At 36.4% G+C, this 16446-nt stretch carries 16 protein-coding genes and 2 pseudogenes; 4 read left to right on the top strand and 14 right to left on the bottom strand.

What is annotated here, in order from left to right; translation table 11 throughout:
• Positions 1–210: pseudogene (locus AC1DDX_RS18775) on the top strand (LysE family translocator); the annotation flags it as partial.
• Positions 211–276: 66 nt separating this feature from the next.
• Here the strand turns inward: AC1DDX_RS18775 and AC1DDX_RS18770 are convergent.
• The 14 genes and pseudogenes from AC1DDX_RS18770 to ubiE all read right to left on the bottom strand — a co-directional run bounded on the left by AC1DDX_RS18770 (position 277) and on the right by ubiE (position 13282).
• Positions 277–2178: an amidophosphoribosyltransferase gene (locus AC1DDX_RS18770; RefSeq protein ID WP_172661181.1), complete on the bottom strand. Its 1902-nt coding sequence runs from the start codon at positions 2176–2178 to the stop codon at positions 277–279.
• A gap of 98 nt (positions 2179–2276) precedes the next feature.
• Positions 2277–2993: a glutamate racemase gene (gene murI, locus AC1DDX_RS18765; protein WP_477622407.1), complete on the bottom strand. Its 717-nt coding sequence runs from the start codon at positions 2991–2993 to the stop codon at positions 2277–2279.
• A 107-nt stretch (positions 2994–3100) separates the two neighbouring features.
• The gene (locus AC1DDX_RS18760) at positions 3101–3664 is read right to left on the bottom strand and encodes an OmpH/Skp family outer membrane protein (protein ID WP_477622406.1); all 564 of its coding nucleotides are present in this window, start codon (positions 3662–3664) and stop codon (positions 3101–3103) included.
• Positions 3665–3709: 45 nt separating this feature from the next.
• Positions 3710–4240, bottom strand: coding sequence for an OmpH/Skp family outer membrane protein (locus AC1DDX_RS18755; RefSeq protein ID WP_172661184.1), 531 nt, complete (start codon positions 4238–4240; stop codon positions 3710–3712).
• Between the two features lie 19 nt (positions 4241–4259).
• Complete coding sequence (gene bamA / locus AC1DDX_RS18750; RefSeq protein WP_048907230.1) at positions 4260–6800, bottom strand: outer membrane protein assembly factor BamA; 2541 nt, start codon at positions 6798–6800, stop codon at positions 4260–4262.
• A gap of 63 nt (positions 6801–6863) precedes the next feature.
• Positions 6864–7604, bottom strand: coding sequence for an isoprenyl transferase (locus AC1DDX_RS18745; RefSeq protein ID WP_288883585.1), 741 nt, complete (start codon positions 7602–7604; stop codon positions 6864–6866).
• Positions 7605–7623: 19 nt separating this feature from the next.
• Complete coding sequence (gene porG, locus AC1DDX_RS18740) at positions 7624–8439, bottom strand: type IX secretion system protein PorG (protein WP_172661186.1); 816 nt, start codon at positions 8437–8439, stop codon at positions 7624–7626.
• A 1-nt stretch (position 8440) separates the two neighbouring features.
• A pseudogene (locus tag AC1DDX_RS18735) lies at positions 8441–8863 on the bottom strand (diacylglycerol kinase catalytic domain-containing protein); the annotation flags it as partial.
• A gap of 149 nt (positions 8864–9012) precedes the next feature.
• The gene (locus tag AC1DDX_RS18730) at positions 9013–9675 is read right to left on the bottom strand and encodes a CBS domain-containing protein (RefSeq protein ID WP_172661188.1); all 663 of its coding nucleotides are present in this window, start codon (positions 9673–9675) and stop codon (positions 9013–9015) included.
• Positions 9675–10439: an alpha/beta fold hydrolase gene (locus AC1DDX_RS18725; protein WP_172661189.1), complete on the bottom strand. Its 765-nt coding sequence runs from the start codon at positions 10437–10439 to the stop codon at positions 9675–9677. Before AC1DDX_RS18725 ends, AC1DDX_RS18730 begins: the two co-directional genes overlap by 1 nt.
• A gap of 110 nt (positions 10440–10549) precedes the next feature.
• Entirely contained in the window at positions 10550–10996 is a 447-nt protein-coding gene (locus AC1DDX_RS18720; protein ID WP_172661190.1) for a GatB/YqeY domain-containing protein, read from the bottom strand.
• Between the two features lie 19 nt (positions 10997–11015).
• On the bottom strand, positions 11016–11774 hold the full coding sequence (locus tag AC1DDX_RS18715; RefSeq protein WP_477622405.1) for an SDR family NAD(P)-dependent oxidoreductase: 759 nt from the start codon (positions 11772–11774) through the stop codon (positions 11016–11018).
• A 51-nt stretch (positions 11775–11825) separates the two neighbouring features.
• Positions 11826–12554 carry a type IX secretion/gliding motility protein PorT/SprT gene (gene porT, locus AC1DDX_RS18710; protein ID WP_172661192.1) on the bottom strand — a complete coding sequence of 243 codons (729 nt, stop codon included), beginning with the start codon at positions 12552–12554 and terminating at the stop codon, positions 11826–11828.
• Positions 12551–13282 (bottom strand): bifunctional demethylmenaquinone methyltransferase/2-methoxy-6-polyprenyl-1,4-benzoquinol methylase UbiE, encoded by a 732-nt coding sequence (gene ubiE, locus AC1DDX_RS18705; protein WP_172661193.1) that lies wholly within the window; start codon positions 13280–13282, stop codon positions 12551–12553. Before ubiE ends, porT begins: the two co-directional genes overlap by 4 nt.
• Before the next feature lie 52 nt (positions 13283–13334).
• Between ubiE and yihA the strand changes: the two genes are divergently transcribed.
• The 3 genes from yihA to AC1DDX_RS18690 all read left to right on the top strand — a co-directional run.
• Complete coding sequence (gene yihA / locus AC1DDX_RS18700) at positions 13335–13964, top strand: ribosome biogenesis GTP-binding protein YihA/YsxC (RefSeq protein ID WP_477622404.1); 630 nt, start codon at positions 13335–13337, stop codon at positions 13962–13964.
• Between the two features lie 9 nt (positions 13965–13973).
• The gene (locus AC1DDX_RS18695; protein ID WP_172661194.1) at positions 13974–14840 is read left to right on the top strand and encodes a UbiA-like polyprenyltransferase; all 867 of its coding nucleotides are present in this window, start codon (positions 13974–13976) and stop codon (positions 14838–14840) included.
• A gap of 2 nt (positions 14841–14842) precedes the next feature.
• The coding region (locus tag AC1DDX_RS18690) for a M3 family oligoendopeptidase (RefSeq protein ID WP_477622403.1) at positions 14843–16446 on the top strand (1604 nt) is incomplete at its 3' end.

Below are 16446 nucleotides of genomic sequence, written 5' to 3'. Positions count from 1 at the left end.
CATTATGATATGGCCGAAAAGGTGGTATTCTTTGTGATTGCGATGACAACCCAGCTATCAGTTGATTGTGTTAAAACGTATTATGCAGCAAAATTAAGATACCGGATTAAAGAAAAAAGCATTCAGAACCTCAATAAAATAGCTGGGGCAGTGATTTTAATATTTGCAATCAGGTTATTTATTCAGGTATTTATAAAGTATCACATGTAAACAACGGCAATAAAAAAGTCCCGTTGCATTTTACAACGAGACTTTTTATATCTGCTAATTAGGCTTCTAGTAAGCTCTTTGATTGTTTCCTTCTTTCCAGTTTACAAAGGCTTTATTAACAACCTTATTTCCTCCTGGAGTTGGGTAGTTACCCGAGAAGTACCAATCGCCGGTATGATTTGGACAAGCCACATGTAAATTATCTAATGTCTGATAAATTACCTCTACCTCTGCATTGATATTGTCAGGAGTAATGATTTTAGTAATTTGTGCAGAGATTTCCTCTTGTTTAAATGGTCTGTAAATGTCTTTTACATGATTTACAATTTCCTCTTTTGGAAGTAATAATGAAGCCTTACACTTTTGGTATACCTCTTCAATGACATGCTCCATTCCACGAGCTTTCAAAAGTTGAATTGCTGCTTCAAAAGCAACAAATTGACCCATCTTCGACATATCAATACCGTAGCAGTCAGGATAACGTATCTGAGGTGCCGACGAAACGATAATAATCTTTTTAGGGTGCAGTCTATCAATAATTTTGATAATACTCTGTTTAAGAGTTGTACCTCTAACAATTGAATCATCTACCGCCACTAAAGTATCTGTATGATTTTTTATTACACCGTATGTGGTATCATAAACATGGGCAACCATATCACCCCTATCTGCGTCTTGTGTAATAAATGTTCTTAACTTAACATCTTTAATCGCTAATTTCTCTACCCTCGGAGACATGGACAATAACTCATCCAATTGTTCATCATTCAAAGAATCTTTACGATGCAATAAAGTATCTTTTTGTACATTTCTGATGTAACTATGTAACCCTTCAACCATTCCATAAAATGAAACTTCGGCAGTATTAGGGATAAAAGAGAATACTGTGTTTTTTAAATCCGATTTTACTGCACTAAGTATTTGCTTACAAAGTAACGCCCCTAAATGCTTTCTTTCTTTATAGATTTCGGCATCGCTACCTCTCGAAAAATAGATGCGTTCAAAAGAGCATGCTCTTTTTTCTTCAGGCTCTCTAAAAATCTCCTGAGTTACAGTGCCATTTTTCTTAACAATTAGCGCATGACCTGGTTCAATTTCTTTAACGTCTTTGAATGGGATATTAAATGCAGTTTGAATTGCTGGTCTCTCTGAAGCAGCTACAACAATTTCATCATCCTGATAATAATAAGCCGGGCGGATACCTGAAGGATCACGAAGAATAAATGCATCTCCATTTCCAACAATACCAGAGATCGCATAACCACCATCCCAGTTTTTTGCAGAGCGTTTTAAGATTTTTGCTATGTCTAAATTTTCTGAGATTTTATGAGTGATCTGAACATTATCAAGTCCTTCTTTTTTGTACTCGTCAAAAAGTTCCTGATTTTCATCATCAAGGAAATGGCCTATTTTTTCTAAAACGGTAACCGTATCAGCTTGTTCTTTTGGATGCTGACCAAGCTCATAAAGTTGTTCGAGTAATTCATCTACATTGGTCATGTTAAAATTACCGGCAATAACAAGGTTCCGGGTCATCCAGTTGTTCTGACGTAAAAATGGATGGCAATTTTCTATGCTATTTTTACCGTGTGTACCATAACGTAAATGTCCCAGTAAAACTTCTCCAATAAAACTTACATTATTTTTTAGCCACTCAGCATCCTGCATCAACTCAGGAGTTTCGTTTTGAATGTCAACAAATTTGTTCTGAACGTAACCAAAGATATCCGCAACAGCGTTTTGTGCCATTGAGCGATATCTGCTAATGTAGCGATGACCTGGTTTTACGTCTAGTTTAATTGTTGCAATCCCTGCTCCATCCTGCCCACGGTTGTGCTGCTTTTCCATTAAGAGGTAAAGCTTATTAAGTCCGTAAAGTGCAGTCCCGTATTTTTGCTGGTAGTATGAGAGAGGTTTTAAAAGGCGAATAAAGGCTATTCCGCATTCATGTTTTATCGAGTCACTCATTATGTGTTATTTGAGCGGCAAATTTACCGTTAATAATAATTAGAACCTAGAAAGAAATACAATCTTTCGGTCAGATTATAATGACTGGGTTTTCAGGCTTATACGATACGAAATAACATCAGATCCAAAAAAAATGGAGGCGTGCCTGTGTCTGCTACGATATCACCCTGACCTAATAAACTTACATTCGCTGGAAGCTTTTCTTTTATTTTAGGAATAAGCAAGGGATAATGTGTACAGGCTAAAAGAATACAATCTATTTTGCGGTCCTTCTCCAGCAATTCATTAATGTACTTTTCTACAAAATAGTCAGCCCCGCGATCCAAATGCTCATTGTTCTCTACTAATGGCACCCACATTGGGCAACTTTGTTGAAGAACCTTTACCTCCGGAAAAAACTTATTAATCTCTATTAGATAAGACTCGGAATTAATTGTTCCGCGAGTCCCCATGACTCCAATAGTTTTCGAAGAAGTAAACTCCCCTACTATTTCTGCCGTTGGCCTGATCACTCCAAGAACTCTATTATTAGGATATTTAAAAGGTAATACGTTCTGCTGTATCGAGCGAAGAGCCTTTGCTGAGGCCGTGTTGCAAGCCAGAATAACCAATTGACATCCCTGGGCAAATAACCATTCCACACACTCTAAGGTATACTGATATACGGTATCAAATGAATGATCTCCATAAGGTGAACGGGCATTGTCACCAAAATAGATATAGTTATATTGAGGTAGTTTTTGGGCTATTGATTTAAAAACAGTTAAACCACCATAACCTGAATCAAAAACACCAATGGAATGCTTAGTATTCATTGCAAAAAGAAACGGGATTGAGTTTTATCACTCAATCCCGCAATTTAAATATTTTTTCCTCTACTAACTGTTTTCTTTCGAATGTTGTGACAGAGGTTTGATCTTCACTATTTTTTAGGAGCAGGAGTTGTTGCAGTGGCAGCAATACCTAACTTAGTTTTAACAAGAGGTGTAATGTCTTCGCCACCATCCCAGTACACTAATCCCTGGTTTGCAGTATCAAATACATATGTAAAACCTTTTTCTTTTGAGACTGCCTTAATAGCAGCATCAGCTTTTACCTGAATAGGGYTAAAAAGTTCTGCATTTTTTGTTTCTAATTCTTGTTGAGCTTTTGTTCTTGCATCAGTGATACGTTTCTCTAAATCCTGCAATTCAGCTCCCATTGTTTGTAATTCTTTACCAACAGTTTCTTTGTTAGCTTCGCTCATAGTTTTTTCTTTGTCCTGAGCCGCTTTAAGTTTAGTCTGGTATTCAGAAATCATTTTATCAATATCAGCAGTTTTCGTTTTTTGAAAGGCCTCCAATGTGGTTCTGGCAGTTTTAACTTCAGGCATTGCTTCAATAATAGCCGCTGAATTCAAGTGTGCCAATTTTTGTTGTGCATTTGCGATGTTGACAGTGAACAATAAGCCAGCTGTTACAAAAAATGCGTTCATTAACTTTCTCATCTTTATTTTTCTTAATAATTGTTTTTAATTTATCTATTTGTGTGTTTATTTCAGCATCGTTCCAGGTTTGAAACCCAATCTTACAATAACGTCGTTACTTACATCATAAGTACTGCTTGCGTATATCATCATTGTGGCTTCACTACTCTTATCAAATATGAAATCAAGGAGTTTAACTTTCGCTATTTCAGAAATGGCTTTTGTAACCTTATCCTGAATAGGACTCAACAATTTTGAACGGGTTTGGAAAAGATCTCCATCCGGACCAAATATCTTGCGCTGAAAATCTTTAGCCGCTTTTTCCTTTTCAATGATTTCATTCTCTCTTCTTTTGCGCATATCTTCAGTTAACAATACCTGATCTGCCTGGTAAGCCTTATACATCTTATCTATCTCAGTAAAGTTAGCATCAACCTTCTCTTGCCATTGCTGAGACAACACATTCATTTGATCCAGCGCAGATTTATACTCAGGTAAATGTTTAAGTATATATTCAGTATCTACGTAAGCAAACTTTTGTGCAAATGCTCCAAAGCCGGTAAAGAGCAAAAAGCAAATTAAAAAGTATTTTTTCATTTCTAAAAGCATTAATTAATTAAAGTCCTCCCAACTGTTGTGCAATACTGAAGGTGAAATTTTGTTTTCCACCATCAACAATTCCTGGAATTTTATCAAAGGCATGCCCATAATCAATTCCCAACATTCCAAATATCGGTAAAAATATTCTAGCACCAACACCTGCAGTCCTTCTAATGTTAAAAGGATTAAAATCTCCAAACTTGTTCCAGGTATTACCACCTTCGGCAAATGCTACAATAAACGCAGTTGCTTGTTGACTTGCAATCACTGGATATCTTAATTCCATAACATATTTAGTAAATATAGGACTTCCTGAATTTTGCGCAATAGTTGCATCAGATCCTTGTGGAATTACTGCATTATTTGCATATCCACGCATCTTAATTACTTCTGAACCTTGCAAGAAATCAAATCCCTGCATACCATCACCCCCCAATTTAAAACGTTCGAACGCCGATTCTCCAACTGCCGAGTTATACGTTCCTAAGAAACCAAACTGAGCTTGTGCCATCACAACAAATTTGCCGGCCAATCTTTGGAACCACTGAGACTCAAATTTCCATTTGTGATACTCTGTAAACTTATAACGTTGTTTATCAGATGCCGTTGCATAATTAATGTTATTTAAAAGAGAGTATGGAGGAGTTGCCTGAATAGTGAACTTAAAGTACGAACCCTCTGTTGGGAAAATCTGATGATTTCTTGAGTCCCTGCTTAACTCTTGAGTTAAGTTAAGGTTGTAAGAAGTTCCTGTACTAAACAAATATCCTGGGTAGTTATTTAAGATATATTGCTGAACATTAATAGCATGTGTTAGCTGGAAATAGTTATCAGGGAAATTCAGCCTTCTACCCAAACTAACAGTCACACCATTTAAACGAATCTTTTGGAACCTGCTATCAGCAGCCTTCAAACCATTTGATTGTAATGATGTAAATGCACTTACGCCAAAACTGATTGGTTTCTTACCACCAAGCCAAGGCTCAGAGAAAGAGAAACTGTAAGATTGATAATACTTACCATTTGTTTGTCCACGAAGACTTAATTTCTGACCATCACCTTTAGGCAGAGGTTTGTAAGCATCCAGATTAAATATGTTTTTTAATGAGAAGTTGTTAAAGGTAAGTCCTAATGTTCCAATAATGTTACCACCACCAAAACCACCAGATAACTCAATCTGATCAGAAGGTTTTTCTTCAACAGCATATTCGATATCTACTGTACCATCAGCCGGATTCGGTTTAGGAGTTGGAACCGTTTTAGATTCATCAAAGTTACCCAATTGACCAATCTCACGAACAGTACGGATCAATAAATCCTTAGAGAATTTTTCTCCTGGCTTTGTACGAATCTCCCTTAATACTACCCTATCATTTGTTATGGTATTTCCTTTTAAAGTAATACGATTATTGGTATACTGAGGTCCTTCATAAATACGCATTTCAACATCTACAGTATCACCGTGAATTTTGGTTTGTACAGGATCAACATTAAAAGTCAAATAACCATCGTTAAGATAAATACTTGAAACATCATCCCCATTTGCACTACCTCTTAATTTCTTTTCAAGCTTTTCTTCACTAAACACCTCTCCTTTTTCAATGCCAAAGGTCTTTTCCAGGATCTCAGTTGTATACTTAGCATTCCCTGCCCAGGTAATATCACCAAAGTAATATTTAGGACCTTCATACACATCGATATTGATACCAATTGCTTTATCACTATACTGGAAAATACTATCCTTAAGAATAACAGCGTCACGATAGCCTTTATCCTGCATCTTGGCAATAAGCGTTACTTTATCTTCATCGTATTTTTCCTTGTTGAATTTTCCGGAGCCAAATACTTTATAGAATGCCTGTTGCTTTGTTTTCTTTAAAAACTTACGCAGTTTAGCAGATGAAAAATCCTTATTTCCGGTAAAGTTTATCTCATGAACTTTTACTTTTCGACCCTTATCGACAAACACCTGCAGAATCATTCCATTCTCCAAGCTTGGATCAGGTTTTGTTTTATACTCTACTGTTGTAAAAAAGTAGCCCTTACCTAAAAGGAACTTCTTTATTGTTGCAGTTGTTGAATTGTATAAATTATCATTGATAATAGATTTTCCGCTTTTCTCATTTAATTTCTCCATGATGTCAGTCTTTTGGGACTTACTCACGCCATTAATTTCAAATGAACTTAAACGCGGTCGTTCAACCACCTCAATGTCAAAATAAACAGTGTCCTCTACAATTTTAGCAATATCTAACTGCACATCATCAAATAAGCCTTGAGCCCACAAGGTCTTAATTGCATTGGCTGTTGCCTCACCTGGCAATACAATACGTTCTCCCTTTATCAATTTAGATAAAGTAATGATTACATCCTTGTCAATGAAATGAGTTCCGGTAAGGGTAGTACCTCCAATTATGTACTCTTTTGGATTAAAATAATCCAAGTCCAGGCCCTTAACTTTAAGGGTAGGTGGTGCAGTATTGGACGGTCGGGTAATCTGTGCCATTGTTGGTAAACCAATCAATAACAATAATATGAGTTGATATATTCTTTTCATTTACAATCTAAAAATCGATGCTAAGTTAATTTAAACACATGTTAAAAAGTGTTAAAAGTAAAATTAGTTCAATTGTTCACTAATTTTACCAAAGCGGCGTTCGCGTTTTTGATAGTCTACAATAGCCTCAAAAAGGTCTTCTCGCCTGAAGTCGGGCCATAGTGTTTCAGTAAAATAAAGTTCCGTATAAGCCATTTGCCATAACAGAAAATTACTCACTCTATGCTCGCCGCTTGTTCTGATCATGAGTTCAGGATCAGGGATGTTTACTGTTGTTAACTCAGCTGCAAAATTTTCTTCATTAATGTCTTCAATATTTAATTTCTGGTCTTTAACCTTCTGTGCCAGTTTCTTAGCGGCATCAATGATCTCCCATTTAGCACTATAGCTTAATGCCAATGTTAAAGTACAACGGGTATTTTTCGCTGTCTTTTCCATAGCACTGCGTAAGTCATCAATACATTTTTGGGGTAACGACGCAATGTCACCTATTGCATTTAACCGGATGTTATTTTTGTTAAGAGTAGCCGTTTCCTGATTGATTGTTGATATCAACAACTCCATCAAGGCATTAACTTCTTCAATAGGCCTGTTCCAGTTTTCTGTCGAAAAGGCGTAAACAGTTAAATATTTTATTCCTATATCAGCGCAACCCTCTACAATATCTTTTACAGACAGCACACCACTTTCATGACCGAAGTGTCTGAATTTACCCTGATTTTTTGCCCATCGCCCATTTCCATCCATGATGATGGCGATGTGCTCTGGTAAGCGTGTTACGTCGATTTGTTCTTTAAATCCCATTAATTTCCTGCAAATATGCCTAAAATGTATAACATTTTTGGGACACAAAGGTATAAGATATGCCAATACCTACAAACATATATGTATCTCTTTTTCTAAAATCTCCTCTTTGAGTGTATTGAAAATCAGTAGAAGTAGGATTTGAAGGGTTTGAAAGCAGTTTACTTATATCTCCATTTGGCTCGTTATTCCAATGCGCAATATTTGGATATAAGCCACTAACATCATCAAGATAATCAGTATATGCTGTTCTATAACCGATCTGACTAAATAACCCCCAGTTTTCTTTCAATTTTACTTTTACTCCTACTCCATAAGGAACCGTTAGTGCATAATTTCTGTAAGATACATTCTGTCCTTCTGTGTGATAATCTCTCAAATTATATTTTTTATCTTCCAATCCCACAACACCTGAGTATCTGGCGGTAGGATTATACAATACTCCTCCAATTCCTGTAAAAATATATGGCGAGAATCTTTTGGTGCCTCCTCCCGCAAAGTATTCAAAAAAATTGAAGTCTACCTGCAGACTCACCTCATTTAATGCGGTGCTGAAGTTAAGTCCCCTATTTCTGAAATGTTCATTATCCGATTTTGTATCATCCGCCTTTATCTTTCCATATGTATAATGGAGCCCAACTGCCCAATATGGATCTATATTTACTTTCACAAAAGCTCCTGCCGAGATTCCACTTATTTTTAGCGGCTTGTTTTGATTCAAATCTCCTAAATAACCTGCTCCACCAGCAACTGCACCCACCTCAAAAACCTGGGCTTTTGCACTGATTCCACAAAGAAACATTGCAAGAAAATAAACAAGTTGTTTCTTATCCATTCTAATAATTCCGGGTATCTATGCCCCAAAGCAATTTATTCCTTAAAGTTGTTAAATAGGTTTCGTTATTAAGCCTGATTAAATTTACATGAAAGCTGGCTTTATTCAGTATTATTTTGACAGACTTGTCCACTGTTTCTGTTCTTGAATCACAGGAAACTAAAAATTTGGAGCTTCTTGCCTCAATTTCAAAAGTTAACGACACATCGTCAGGAATAATCACCGGTCTTACATTCAAATTATGAGGTGCAATTGGCGTAATAACAAAGTTTTGTGAACTTGGATAAATAATCGGACCACCGCAGCTCAATGAATAAGCTGTGGAACCTGTTGGTGTAGCAATGATTAATCCATCTGCCCAATAAGAGTTAACGAACTCATTGTTCATATAAGCGTGAATAATCATCATGGCCGAGTTATCTCGTAAACCAGAATCGGGCTTTTATAACTGTCGAGAACATTAAATACTTCCTGCACATAAGGCAATACACTATTATTGAACTCTCTACCGTAAATTGCAATCTTCATTAATGTATTTTCATTTTGCGGTTATGGAATCTGTATAAACCCTGGTTATACATTTAAATAATTCATAAATGAATTAAATCTATCTTCTGTACCATTGTCAGATATGGTACTGTTAAATACTGCCTTCACCTGGTAATCGTAGCGTTCAAAAGAAGCTATTATTCCTGAAAGGTCAGTTTTATTAATTTTCAAAGTAACTTCTAATCTGGTAGAATCTGGGAAGGATTGCACATAAGATGAGAGGATCTGAGCATTATCTGCTTCAACAATCTGCGCCATATGTGACAACGAATTGTTCCTATTACTTATTTCCAAAACAATTATACCGCCGTATTCCTTTACCGCAAAGATATTTGAGGTGTACTCTAAAAGACTGTTTATTGATATCAGGCCTAAATAATTCTTTTTATAATCCAATACCGGAACTACCGATAAGTGTAGCTGATTAAACAACCTTATGATGTCATAAACGTGAACATCTTCAAATACAAATGGATTTAAGATGGAAAGTGATAAACTACCAATAGGCTGTTGAACATCTCTAACTTCAATTAACTCTTCCTCAGCAACTAATCCAAGAAACTGGGTTTCGTTAACAATTGGTAAATGATATAATTTGAACTCAGCCATTCTGTCCAAAGCTTTCTGAACCGAATCAGACGTCTTTAGCGGTGGTATTGAATTAGATATGAGTTCAGATGCAAACATTATTTAAGTAAAATTCTATTTAAAAACTTATCAAGATAATCATTAAAAACCTCTGGTCGCTCCATCATTGGTGCATGGCCACATAAATCTACCCAATTCAATTCTGAATTCGGCAAAAGTTGATGAAATTCTTCTGCAACTTCCGGTGGTGTTACTTTATCTTGCTTACCCCAGATTAAAGAAACAGGTATAGTTATACGGGAAAGGTCTTTAGACATATTATGACGAATAGCAGATTTTGCCAATGCCAGAATTCTAATTACTCTTGAACGATCGTTAACACTTTTATAAACTTCATCAACCAGTTCTTTTGTTGCGGTTGCCGGATCGAAGAAAGTAAATTCTACTTTTTCCTTAATGTAATCGTAACTCTCTCTTCTTGGGAATGATCCTCCAAAAGCATTTTCATATAATCCAGAACTGCCGGTCAATACAAGTGCCTTTACATGTTCCTGATGAGAAACTGTAAACACAAGACCAACATGGCCACCAAGTGAATTCCCTATCAAAACAACCTGCCCGAGTTTTTTGAATTTTATAAATCTGTGAATGTATTTAGATAAACTTTTTACCCCGAGTGTGAGTATTGGGAGCTCATAAATGGGCAAAATTGGCACAATGACATGATAATTTTCTTTAAAATGATCAATCACATCCTCCCAATTGCTTAGTTCTCCCATCAAACCATGAAGTAATACCAGGGTCTCACCTTTTCCAGCTTCTATATATTTAAACCCATCTTCTTCTATTACTTCGTATCTCATATTGAATATTTTGTAAGGTATGCTACTAAGTTAGTAGACTAAAATTAAATTAATGTAATTTTAAAACATTATTTTAAGAAAAAGGCTTAATGTGCTTAATGCAACACAATTTATGCCAATTGTGTTTTTACAATCTCTGCAATTAACTTACCATCGGCTTTACCTGCCAGTTCCTTATTGGCTAACCCCATTACCTTACCCATCTCCTTTACAGAATTCGCACCGGAGTTCTTAATAATTTGTGAAATCACCGCTTCAATTTCAGCTCTGTCTAGTTGTTTAGGCATAAAATTGCTGATTACCTCAATTTCTTCTTCTTCTACAGTACTCAAATCTTCTCTGCCTTGTTGTTTATAAATATCAGCCGACTCTTTACGCTGTTTAATTAATCTTTGTAAAATCTTAAGTTCAGCTTCTTCGGTAATTTCCTCTGATGATCCCTTCTCAGTTTTCGCCAATAACAAAGCTGCCTTTATTGCCCTTAAACCTCTAAGCCTTGCCTGGTCTTTTGCAAGCATTGCCTGTTTTATTTCCTGATCTATTGTATTAGCTATCATATGATTTTCTGTTAGTATTCTATTTTCTATTAATTATAGTACCTGTTGCCTGTGCTGTTGGCATTATCAACATGTCATTTATATTTACATGAGCAGGTCTGCTCACTACAAACCATATTGCTTCAGCTATATCCTTTGCGACAAGAGGTTCCAATCCATCATAAACCTTTTTTGCTCTACCCTCATCTCCTTTAAACCGAACCTTAGAGAATTCCGTTTCAACCATTCCGGGATTAATAGCGGTAACTTTTATGCCATGGGGCAACAAGTCGATTCTCATACTTTTATTTAAAGCATCTACTGCATGTTTAGTGGCACAATATACATTTCCGTTAGGGTAAACTTCTTTACCCGCGATAGAGCCAATATTTATAATATGACCAGATTTCCGGGCAATCATCCAGTTAGAAACTATACGTGTTRTATATAGCAAACCTTTAACATTAGTGTCGATCATAGTGTCCCAATCATCAATATTACCTTTATCTATTGGATCAAGCCCCTGACTTAAGCCGGCGTTATTAATTAATACATCTACTTTCTTCCATTGTTGTGGTAAAGTTTCTAAACGATAAGATAAATCTTCATTATCCCTTACATCTGCAACTATCTTTTTAACTTCAACGGCATATTTATCTTCCAGATGTTTAGATACCTCTGTTAAAAGCTGTTCTCTTCTGCCTAGTAAAATTAAGTTATAACCTTGAGCCGCAAACAAATGCGCACAAGCAGCCCCAATACCTGAAGTTGCTCCTGTAATTAATGCAATTTTTGACATCCCTGATTTTATTGATTATTAAGCAAAGCTATAATTTTTTTAGCAGTAGCATTACTCAAAAAATAAACTGAATGTCACATGACGCAGCATTAATTTATCAATTGGATAAGAATAGCGATTAGGTTCATCCTTTAAAACACTGTTGAAGGAGTAGGATAATTTAATCTCTGGCGACATTTTAAAATATTCGAAATAGAGGTCGAAACCCAATCCGGCTTCATATGAGAGATAGTTCCGTACATTATTTACCATCTTCTCTCCGGGGTCAGTTATATTCGCATTATTTGTCTTTTTCTTTGAAGAAATATCCATTGAATATTTAGCTCCTCCGATCATATAAGCTCTAAAATTATTCCTCCTATCTGATTTCAGCTTTATTCCAAGTGGGAACTCCACTAGCGTTGAGGATATCTTCCGTTCAACGTTATCTTTAAGTTCGTCATGGTGAAAAGTTAACACCCTATCATTAAACACCAGTATTGGTGTAAATCTTAGATCGGCATTTTCGATCAGTCGTTTATTTACGACAAATCCAATTCCAAAGCCCGGAGAGGAATCAGAGGATATTCCGGTTAATTTAGGCGGATCCAAATCTTCGGGAAGTATATTTTTAAATTCTCTCCAATCCGGTCTCTTTAGAATCTTATACTCTGATGAAAGATACTGAAATGTAAATCCGAAATGGAGATTGGAATCATCTACCCCACCTCCCCAATTTTGGGCTCTGGCTGACACACATGCGAATAAGCATAAAATAAGTAAGCCTGATTTTATTTTCATTTGGTCCCAGTATAAATTGCACTTATACCAAACGTAAGGCGTCTATCCCTGGTGTTTGTAAAACCAACCTTATTCATTAAACGTGTAAACTCCTCGCCATCCGGAAATGCTGCTACAGATTCCGGCAAATAGCAGTAAGCTCTATTGTCTTTAGAAAATAGCTTACCCAGCATTGGTGTCACATGTTTAAAGTAAAAATTATACCCCTGTTTAATCGGAAATTTTCTGGGTTTAGAAAACTCCAGTATAACAATTTTACCTCCTGGTTTCAAAACCCTGTACATATCTGCAAGTCCTTTCTCGAGATTTTCGTAATTCCTTACACCAAAAGCTACAGTTATTGCATCAAAATGATCATCGCCAAAGTGTAATCCTTCCGAATCCCCTGTCTGAACAGAAAAAACGTGCTGTAAATTTCTATCCTGAATTTTCTTACGCGCAACATCAAGCATGCCTTCAGAAATATCTACTCCAATTATTTTCTCAGGTGCTAAAATTTTTATTGCCTCAAAAGCAAAGTCACCTGTACCAGTTGCCACATCAAGCATGATGCGTGGTTTGATAGACTTAAGTTCCCTTATTGCCTTTTTACGCCATATAATATCAATACCTAAGGACATAAAGTGATTTAAAAAATCATAAGTTCCTGATATATTATTAAACATGCTGGCAACTTGTTCCTTCTTTGTTGCCGTTTCAGATTGGTATGGTGTGATGTTTTCGTTCATGGTACGCAGCAAAGATAAGTATTGTTGAAAACTAATTTTCTACCTTTGTCAAATGATTATAAAATCAGCAACATTTATTTGTAGTAATACAAAGGTTTCAGCGCTGCCTGTTGCCAATATGCCAGAGTATGCATTTATTGGACGTTCAAACGTTGGAAAATCCTCGTTAATCAACATGCTTGTTAATCAACATGGATTAGCAAAAACCTCACAAAGGCCAGGTAAAACCCAATTAATAAACCATTTCCTGATTAATGAGARGTGGTATATTGTCGATTTACCAGGTTATGGCTACGCCAAAGTATCTAAAAGCAGTCGCGAGAATTGGGAAAAATTTATACGAAATTACATCACAAAGCGTGAGAGCTTACAATGTGTTTTTGTATTAATAGATAGCAGGCTTGAACCACAAAAAATAGATCTTGAATTTTGCTGCTGGATGGGAGAGATCCAAATTCCTTTTGCACTTGTGTTTACCAAAGCAGATAAACAAAGCGCGGTAAAGACCGATCAGAATGTTTCGGCATTTAAAAAAGCACTAAAAGGATGGTTTGAAGAAATCCCCCCATACTTTGTAACTTCTGCAGAGAAAAGCACCGGTAGAGATCAGGTTTTAGATTTTATCGATCAGGTTAACCTAGATTTTGTAATGCCCATTTTAACCCCTAAAGAAGATTTTTAATAAAAGTTAATGAAAAAGTATTTTTCACTGGTATTATTTGCCCACTCTATTTTTGCTTTGCCTTTTGCACTGATAGGCTTTTTTCTTGGGGTAACTACTACTCCAAATCCATTTAACTGGCTATTGCTGGCATTGGTATTACTGTGCATGGTTTTTGCTCGAAATGCAGCCATGGCCTTTAATAGGTACCTCGACAGAAACATAGATGCAAAAAATCCCCGCACTCAAATGAGGGACATTCCTGCAGGTAAAATATCTGCTAATGAAGCATTAATATTCGTAATTATTAACTGCGTTCTTTTTATTACCACTACCGCCTTCATTAACAGCCTTTGCTTTTATCTTTCGCCTGTGGCCCTCTTTGTAGTACTATTTTACAGTTACACAAAAAGATTTACAGCATTGTGCCATATGGTATTGGGCCTGGGGCTTTCACTTGCTCCCATTGGCGCCTACATTGCAGTAACAGGGGTATTCAACATTGTTCCTGTTCTTTATTCATTTGCCGTATTGTTTTGGGTTAGTGGATTTGATATCATATATGCTTTACAGGATGAAGATTTTGACAGAAATGAAAAACTACATTCTATCCCGGCAGCAATGGGAATCAAAAATGCCTTAAATCTTTCGGTAGTATTGCATGTCTTTTCCGCACTTTGCGTAATCCTACCGGTAATGTTTACTACATTCAGCTGGGTTTATTATGTAGGCGTAGCATTCTTTTGCTTTATGCTAACTTATCAGCACTTACTCGTAAAACCTAACGACATCAGTAAAGTAAATAAAGCATTCGCCACCACAAATGGTTTTGCTTCAGTGATATTTGCCATTTGTTTTTTAATTGATGCCTTCTTAAGAACCAATTTTAATTTCTAATTATGATTAACCTTACCATACCTAAAAAGAAAAGAATCTATATCCCTCAAAATCTGGAAATGAAATGGGACAATCTTGAACCCATACTTAATGAGCTATTGGCTCGTCCAATAGACAATGTAAATGATTTAGAACAATGGTTAAAGGACAAAAGTGAATTAGAAGCTGCTCTTGAAGAGGATTTTGCATGGCGATATATTAAAATGAGCTGTGATACTGGTAATGAGACCTTAGTAAAAGATTTCCAATATTTTGCTACCGAAATTGAACCTAAAATTTCGCCAATAGCGAATCAGCTTAACCAAAAATTTAACGATAGTCCGTTTATTGATGAACTGGACCATGATAAATATTTTGTCTACATCAGAGCAATCAGAAAAGCTTTAGAGATTTATCGCGAAGAAAATGTAGAACTCTTAACTAAACTTCAGGTAACTCAGCAAAAGTATCAGGCAATAACCGGGGCAATGAGCGTGATGATCAACGACAAGGAATATACACTGGAACAAGCAGCCAACTTTGTTAAAGATACGGATAGAAGTGTAAGACAACAGGCATGGGAAACCATACAACAACGTCGCCTCGTAAATAAGGATGAATTAAACATTTTGTTTGATGAGTTGATAGTTATGCGCCATCAGGTAGCAGTAAATGCTGGTTTCGAGAACTATCGAGATTATATGTTCCAGGCGCTTGGCCGTTTTGATTATACGCCGCAGGATTGTTACCATTTTCATGAAGCTATTGAAAAGCAAATTGTTCCCATCCTAAAGGAACAGGCGGAAAAAAGAGCTGAACTACTTGGAATTGATGAATTAAAGCCATGGGATATGGAGGTAAGCCCCACTGGAAAACCAGCTTTAAAACCATTTAAAAATGGAAAAGAGTTAATTGATAAAAGTATCGACTGCTTTAATGCCATTAACCCTAAATTGGGCCAGATGCTTTCCATTATGAAAGCTAACAACCTTTTTGATGTAGAAAGCAGAAAAGGAAAAGCACCAGGTGGTTATAACTATCCTCTTGCAGAAACCGGCGCACCTTTTATTTTCATGAACTCTGCCAATTCGCTAAGAGACCTAACTACTATGGTCCATGAAGGCGGCCATGCCATACATACCTTCCTTACTGCAAATCTGGAATTAAATGACTTTAAACACTGTCCTTCGGAGGTCGCAGAACTTGCTTCAATGAGCATGGAACTCATTTCAATGGATAACTGGAACATCTATTTTGATAATGAAGAGGATCTCATCAGGGCAAAAAAAGAGCAGCTTGCCGATGTGCTAAAAACTTTGCCATGGGTTGCTGTTATAGATCAGTTCCAACATTGGATCTATACCAATTCTGGTCATAATGCCGCTGACAGAGAGGAAGCCTTTAAGCAAATATATACACGTTTTGGTAGCGGATTTGCTAGCTGGGATGGCCTGGAACAAGAGTTCGGGAATATTTGGCAAAAACAACTGCATCTTTTCGAAGTCCCTTTTTATTATATTGAATATGCTATTGCACAATTAGGAGCAATAGCGATCTGGAAAAATTACAAGGAAAATCCTGAACAAGCATTGGAGCAATACCTTGCAGCACTATCATTAGGATATAC

It is taken from the genome of Pedobacter sp. 10L46_2, from assembly GCF_056395165.1.
Note: the sequence above shows the minus strand (reverse complement) of the source record. Positions and strands in the feature narration are given on the sequence as shown.

What these genes read in the sequence shown, in the direction of transcription:
- AC1DDX_RS18770 (WP_172661181.1), bottom strand. Translation starts at nt 2,178, where the DNA reads ATGAGTGACTCGATAAAACATGAATGCGGAATAGCCTTTATTCGCCTT.
- murI (WP_477622407.1), bottom strand. Translation starts at nt 2,993, where the DNA reads ATGAATACTAAGCATTCCATTGGTGTTTTTGATTCAGGTTATGGTGGT.
- AC1DDX_RS18755 (WP_172661184.1), bottom strand. Translation starts at nt 4,240, where the DNA reads ATGAAAAAATACTTTTTAATTTGCTTTTTGCTCTTTACCGGCTTTGGA.
- bamA (WP_048907230.1), bottom strand. Translation starts at nt 6,800, where the DNA reads ATGAAAAGAATATATCAACTCATATTATTGTTATTGATTGGTTTACCA.
- AC1DDX_RS18745 (WP_288883585.1), bottom strand. Translation starts at nt 7,604, where the DNA reads ATGGGATTTAAAGAACAAATCGACGTAACACGCTTACCAGAGCACATC.
- porG (WP_172661186.1), bottom strand. Translation starts at nt 8,439, where the DNA reads ATGGATAAGAAACAACTTGTTTATTTTCTTGCAATGTTTCTTTGTGGA.
- AC1DDX_RS18730 (WP_172661188.1), bottom strand. Translation starts at nt 9,675, where the DNA reads ATGTTTGCATCTGAACTCATATCTAATTCAATACCACCGCTAAAGACG.
- AC1DDX_RS18725 (WP_172661189.1), bottom strand. Translation starts at nt 10,439, where the DNA reads ATGAGATACGAAGTAATAGAAGAAGATGGGTTTAAATATATAGAAGCT.
- AC1DDX_RS18720 (WP_172661190.1), bottom strand. Translation starts at nt 10,996, where the DNA reads ATGATAGCTAATACAATAGATCAGGAAATAAAACAGGCAATGCTTGCA.
- porT (WP_172661192.1), bottom strand. Translation starts at nt 12,554, where the DNA reads ATGAAAATAAAATCAGGCTTACTTATTTTATGCTTATTCGCATGTGTG.
- ubiE (WP_172661193.1), bottom strand. Translation starts at nt 13,282, where the DNA reads ATGAACGAAAACATCACACCATACCAATCTGAAACGGCAACAAAGAAG.
- AC1DDX_RS18695 (WP_172661194.1), top strand. Translation starts at nt 13,974, where the DNA reads ATGAAAAAGTATTTTTCACTGGTATTATTTGCCCACTCTATTTTTGCT.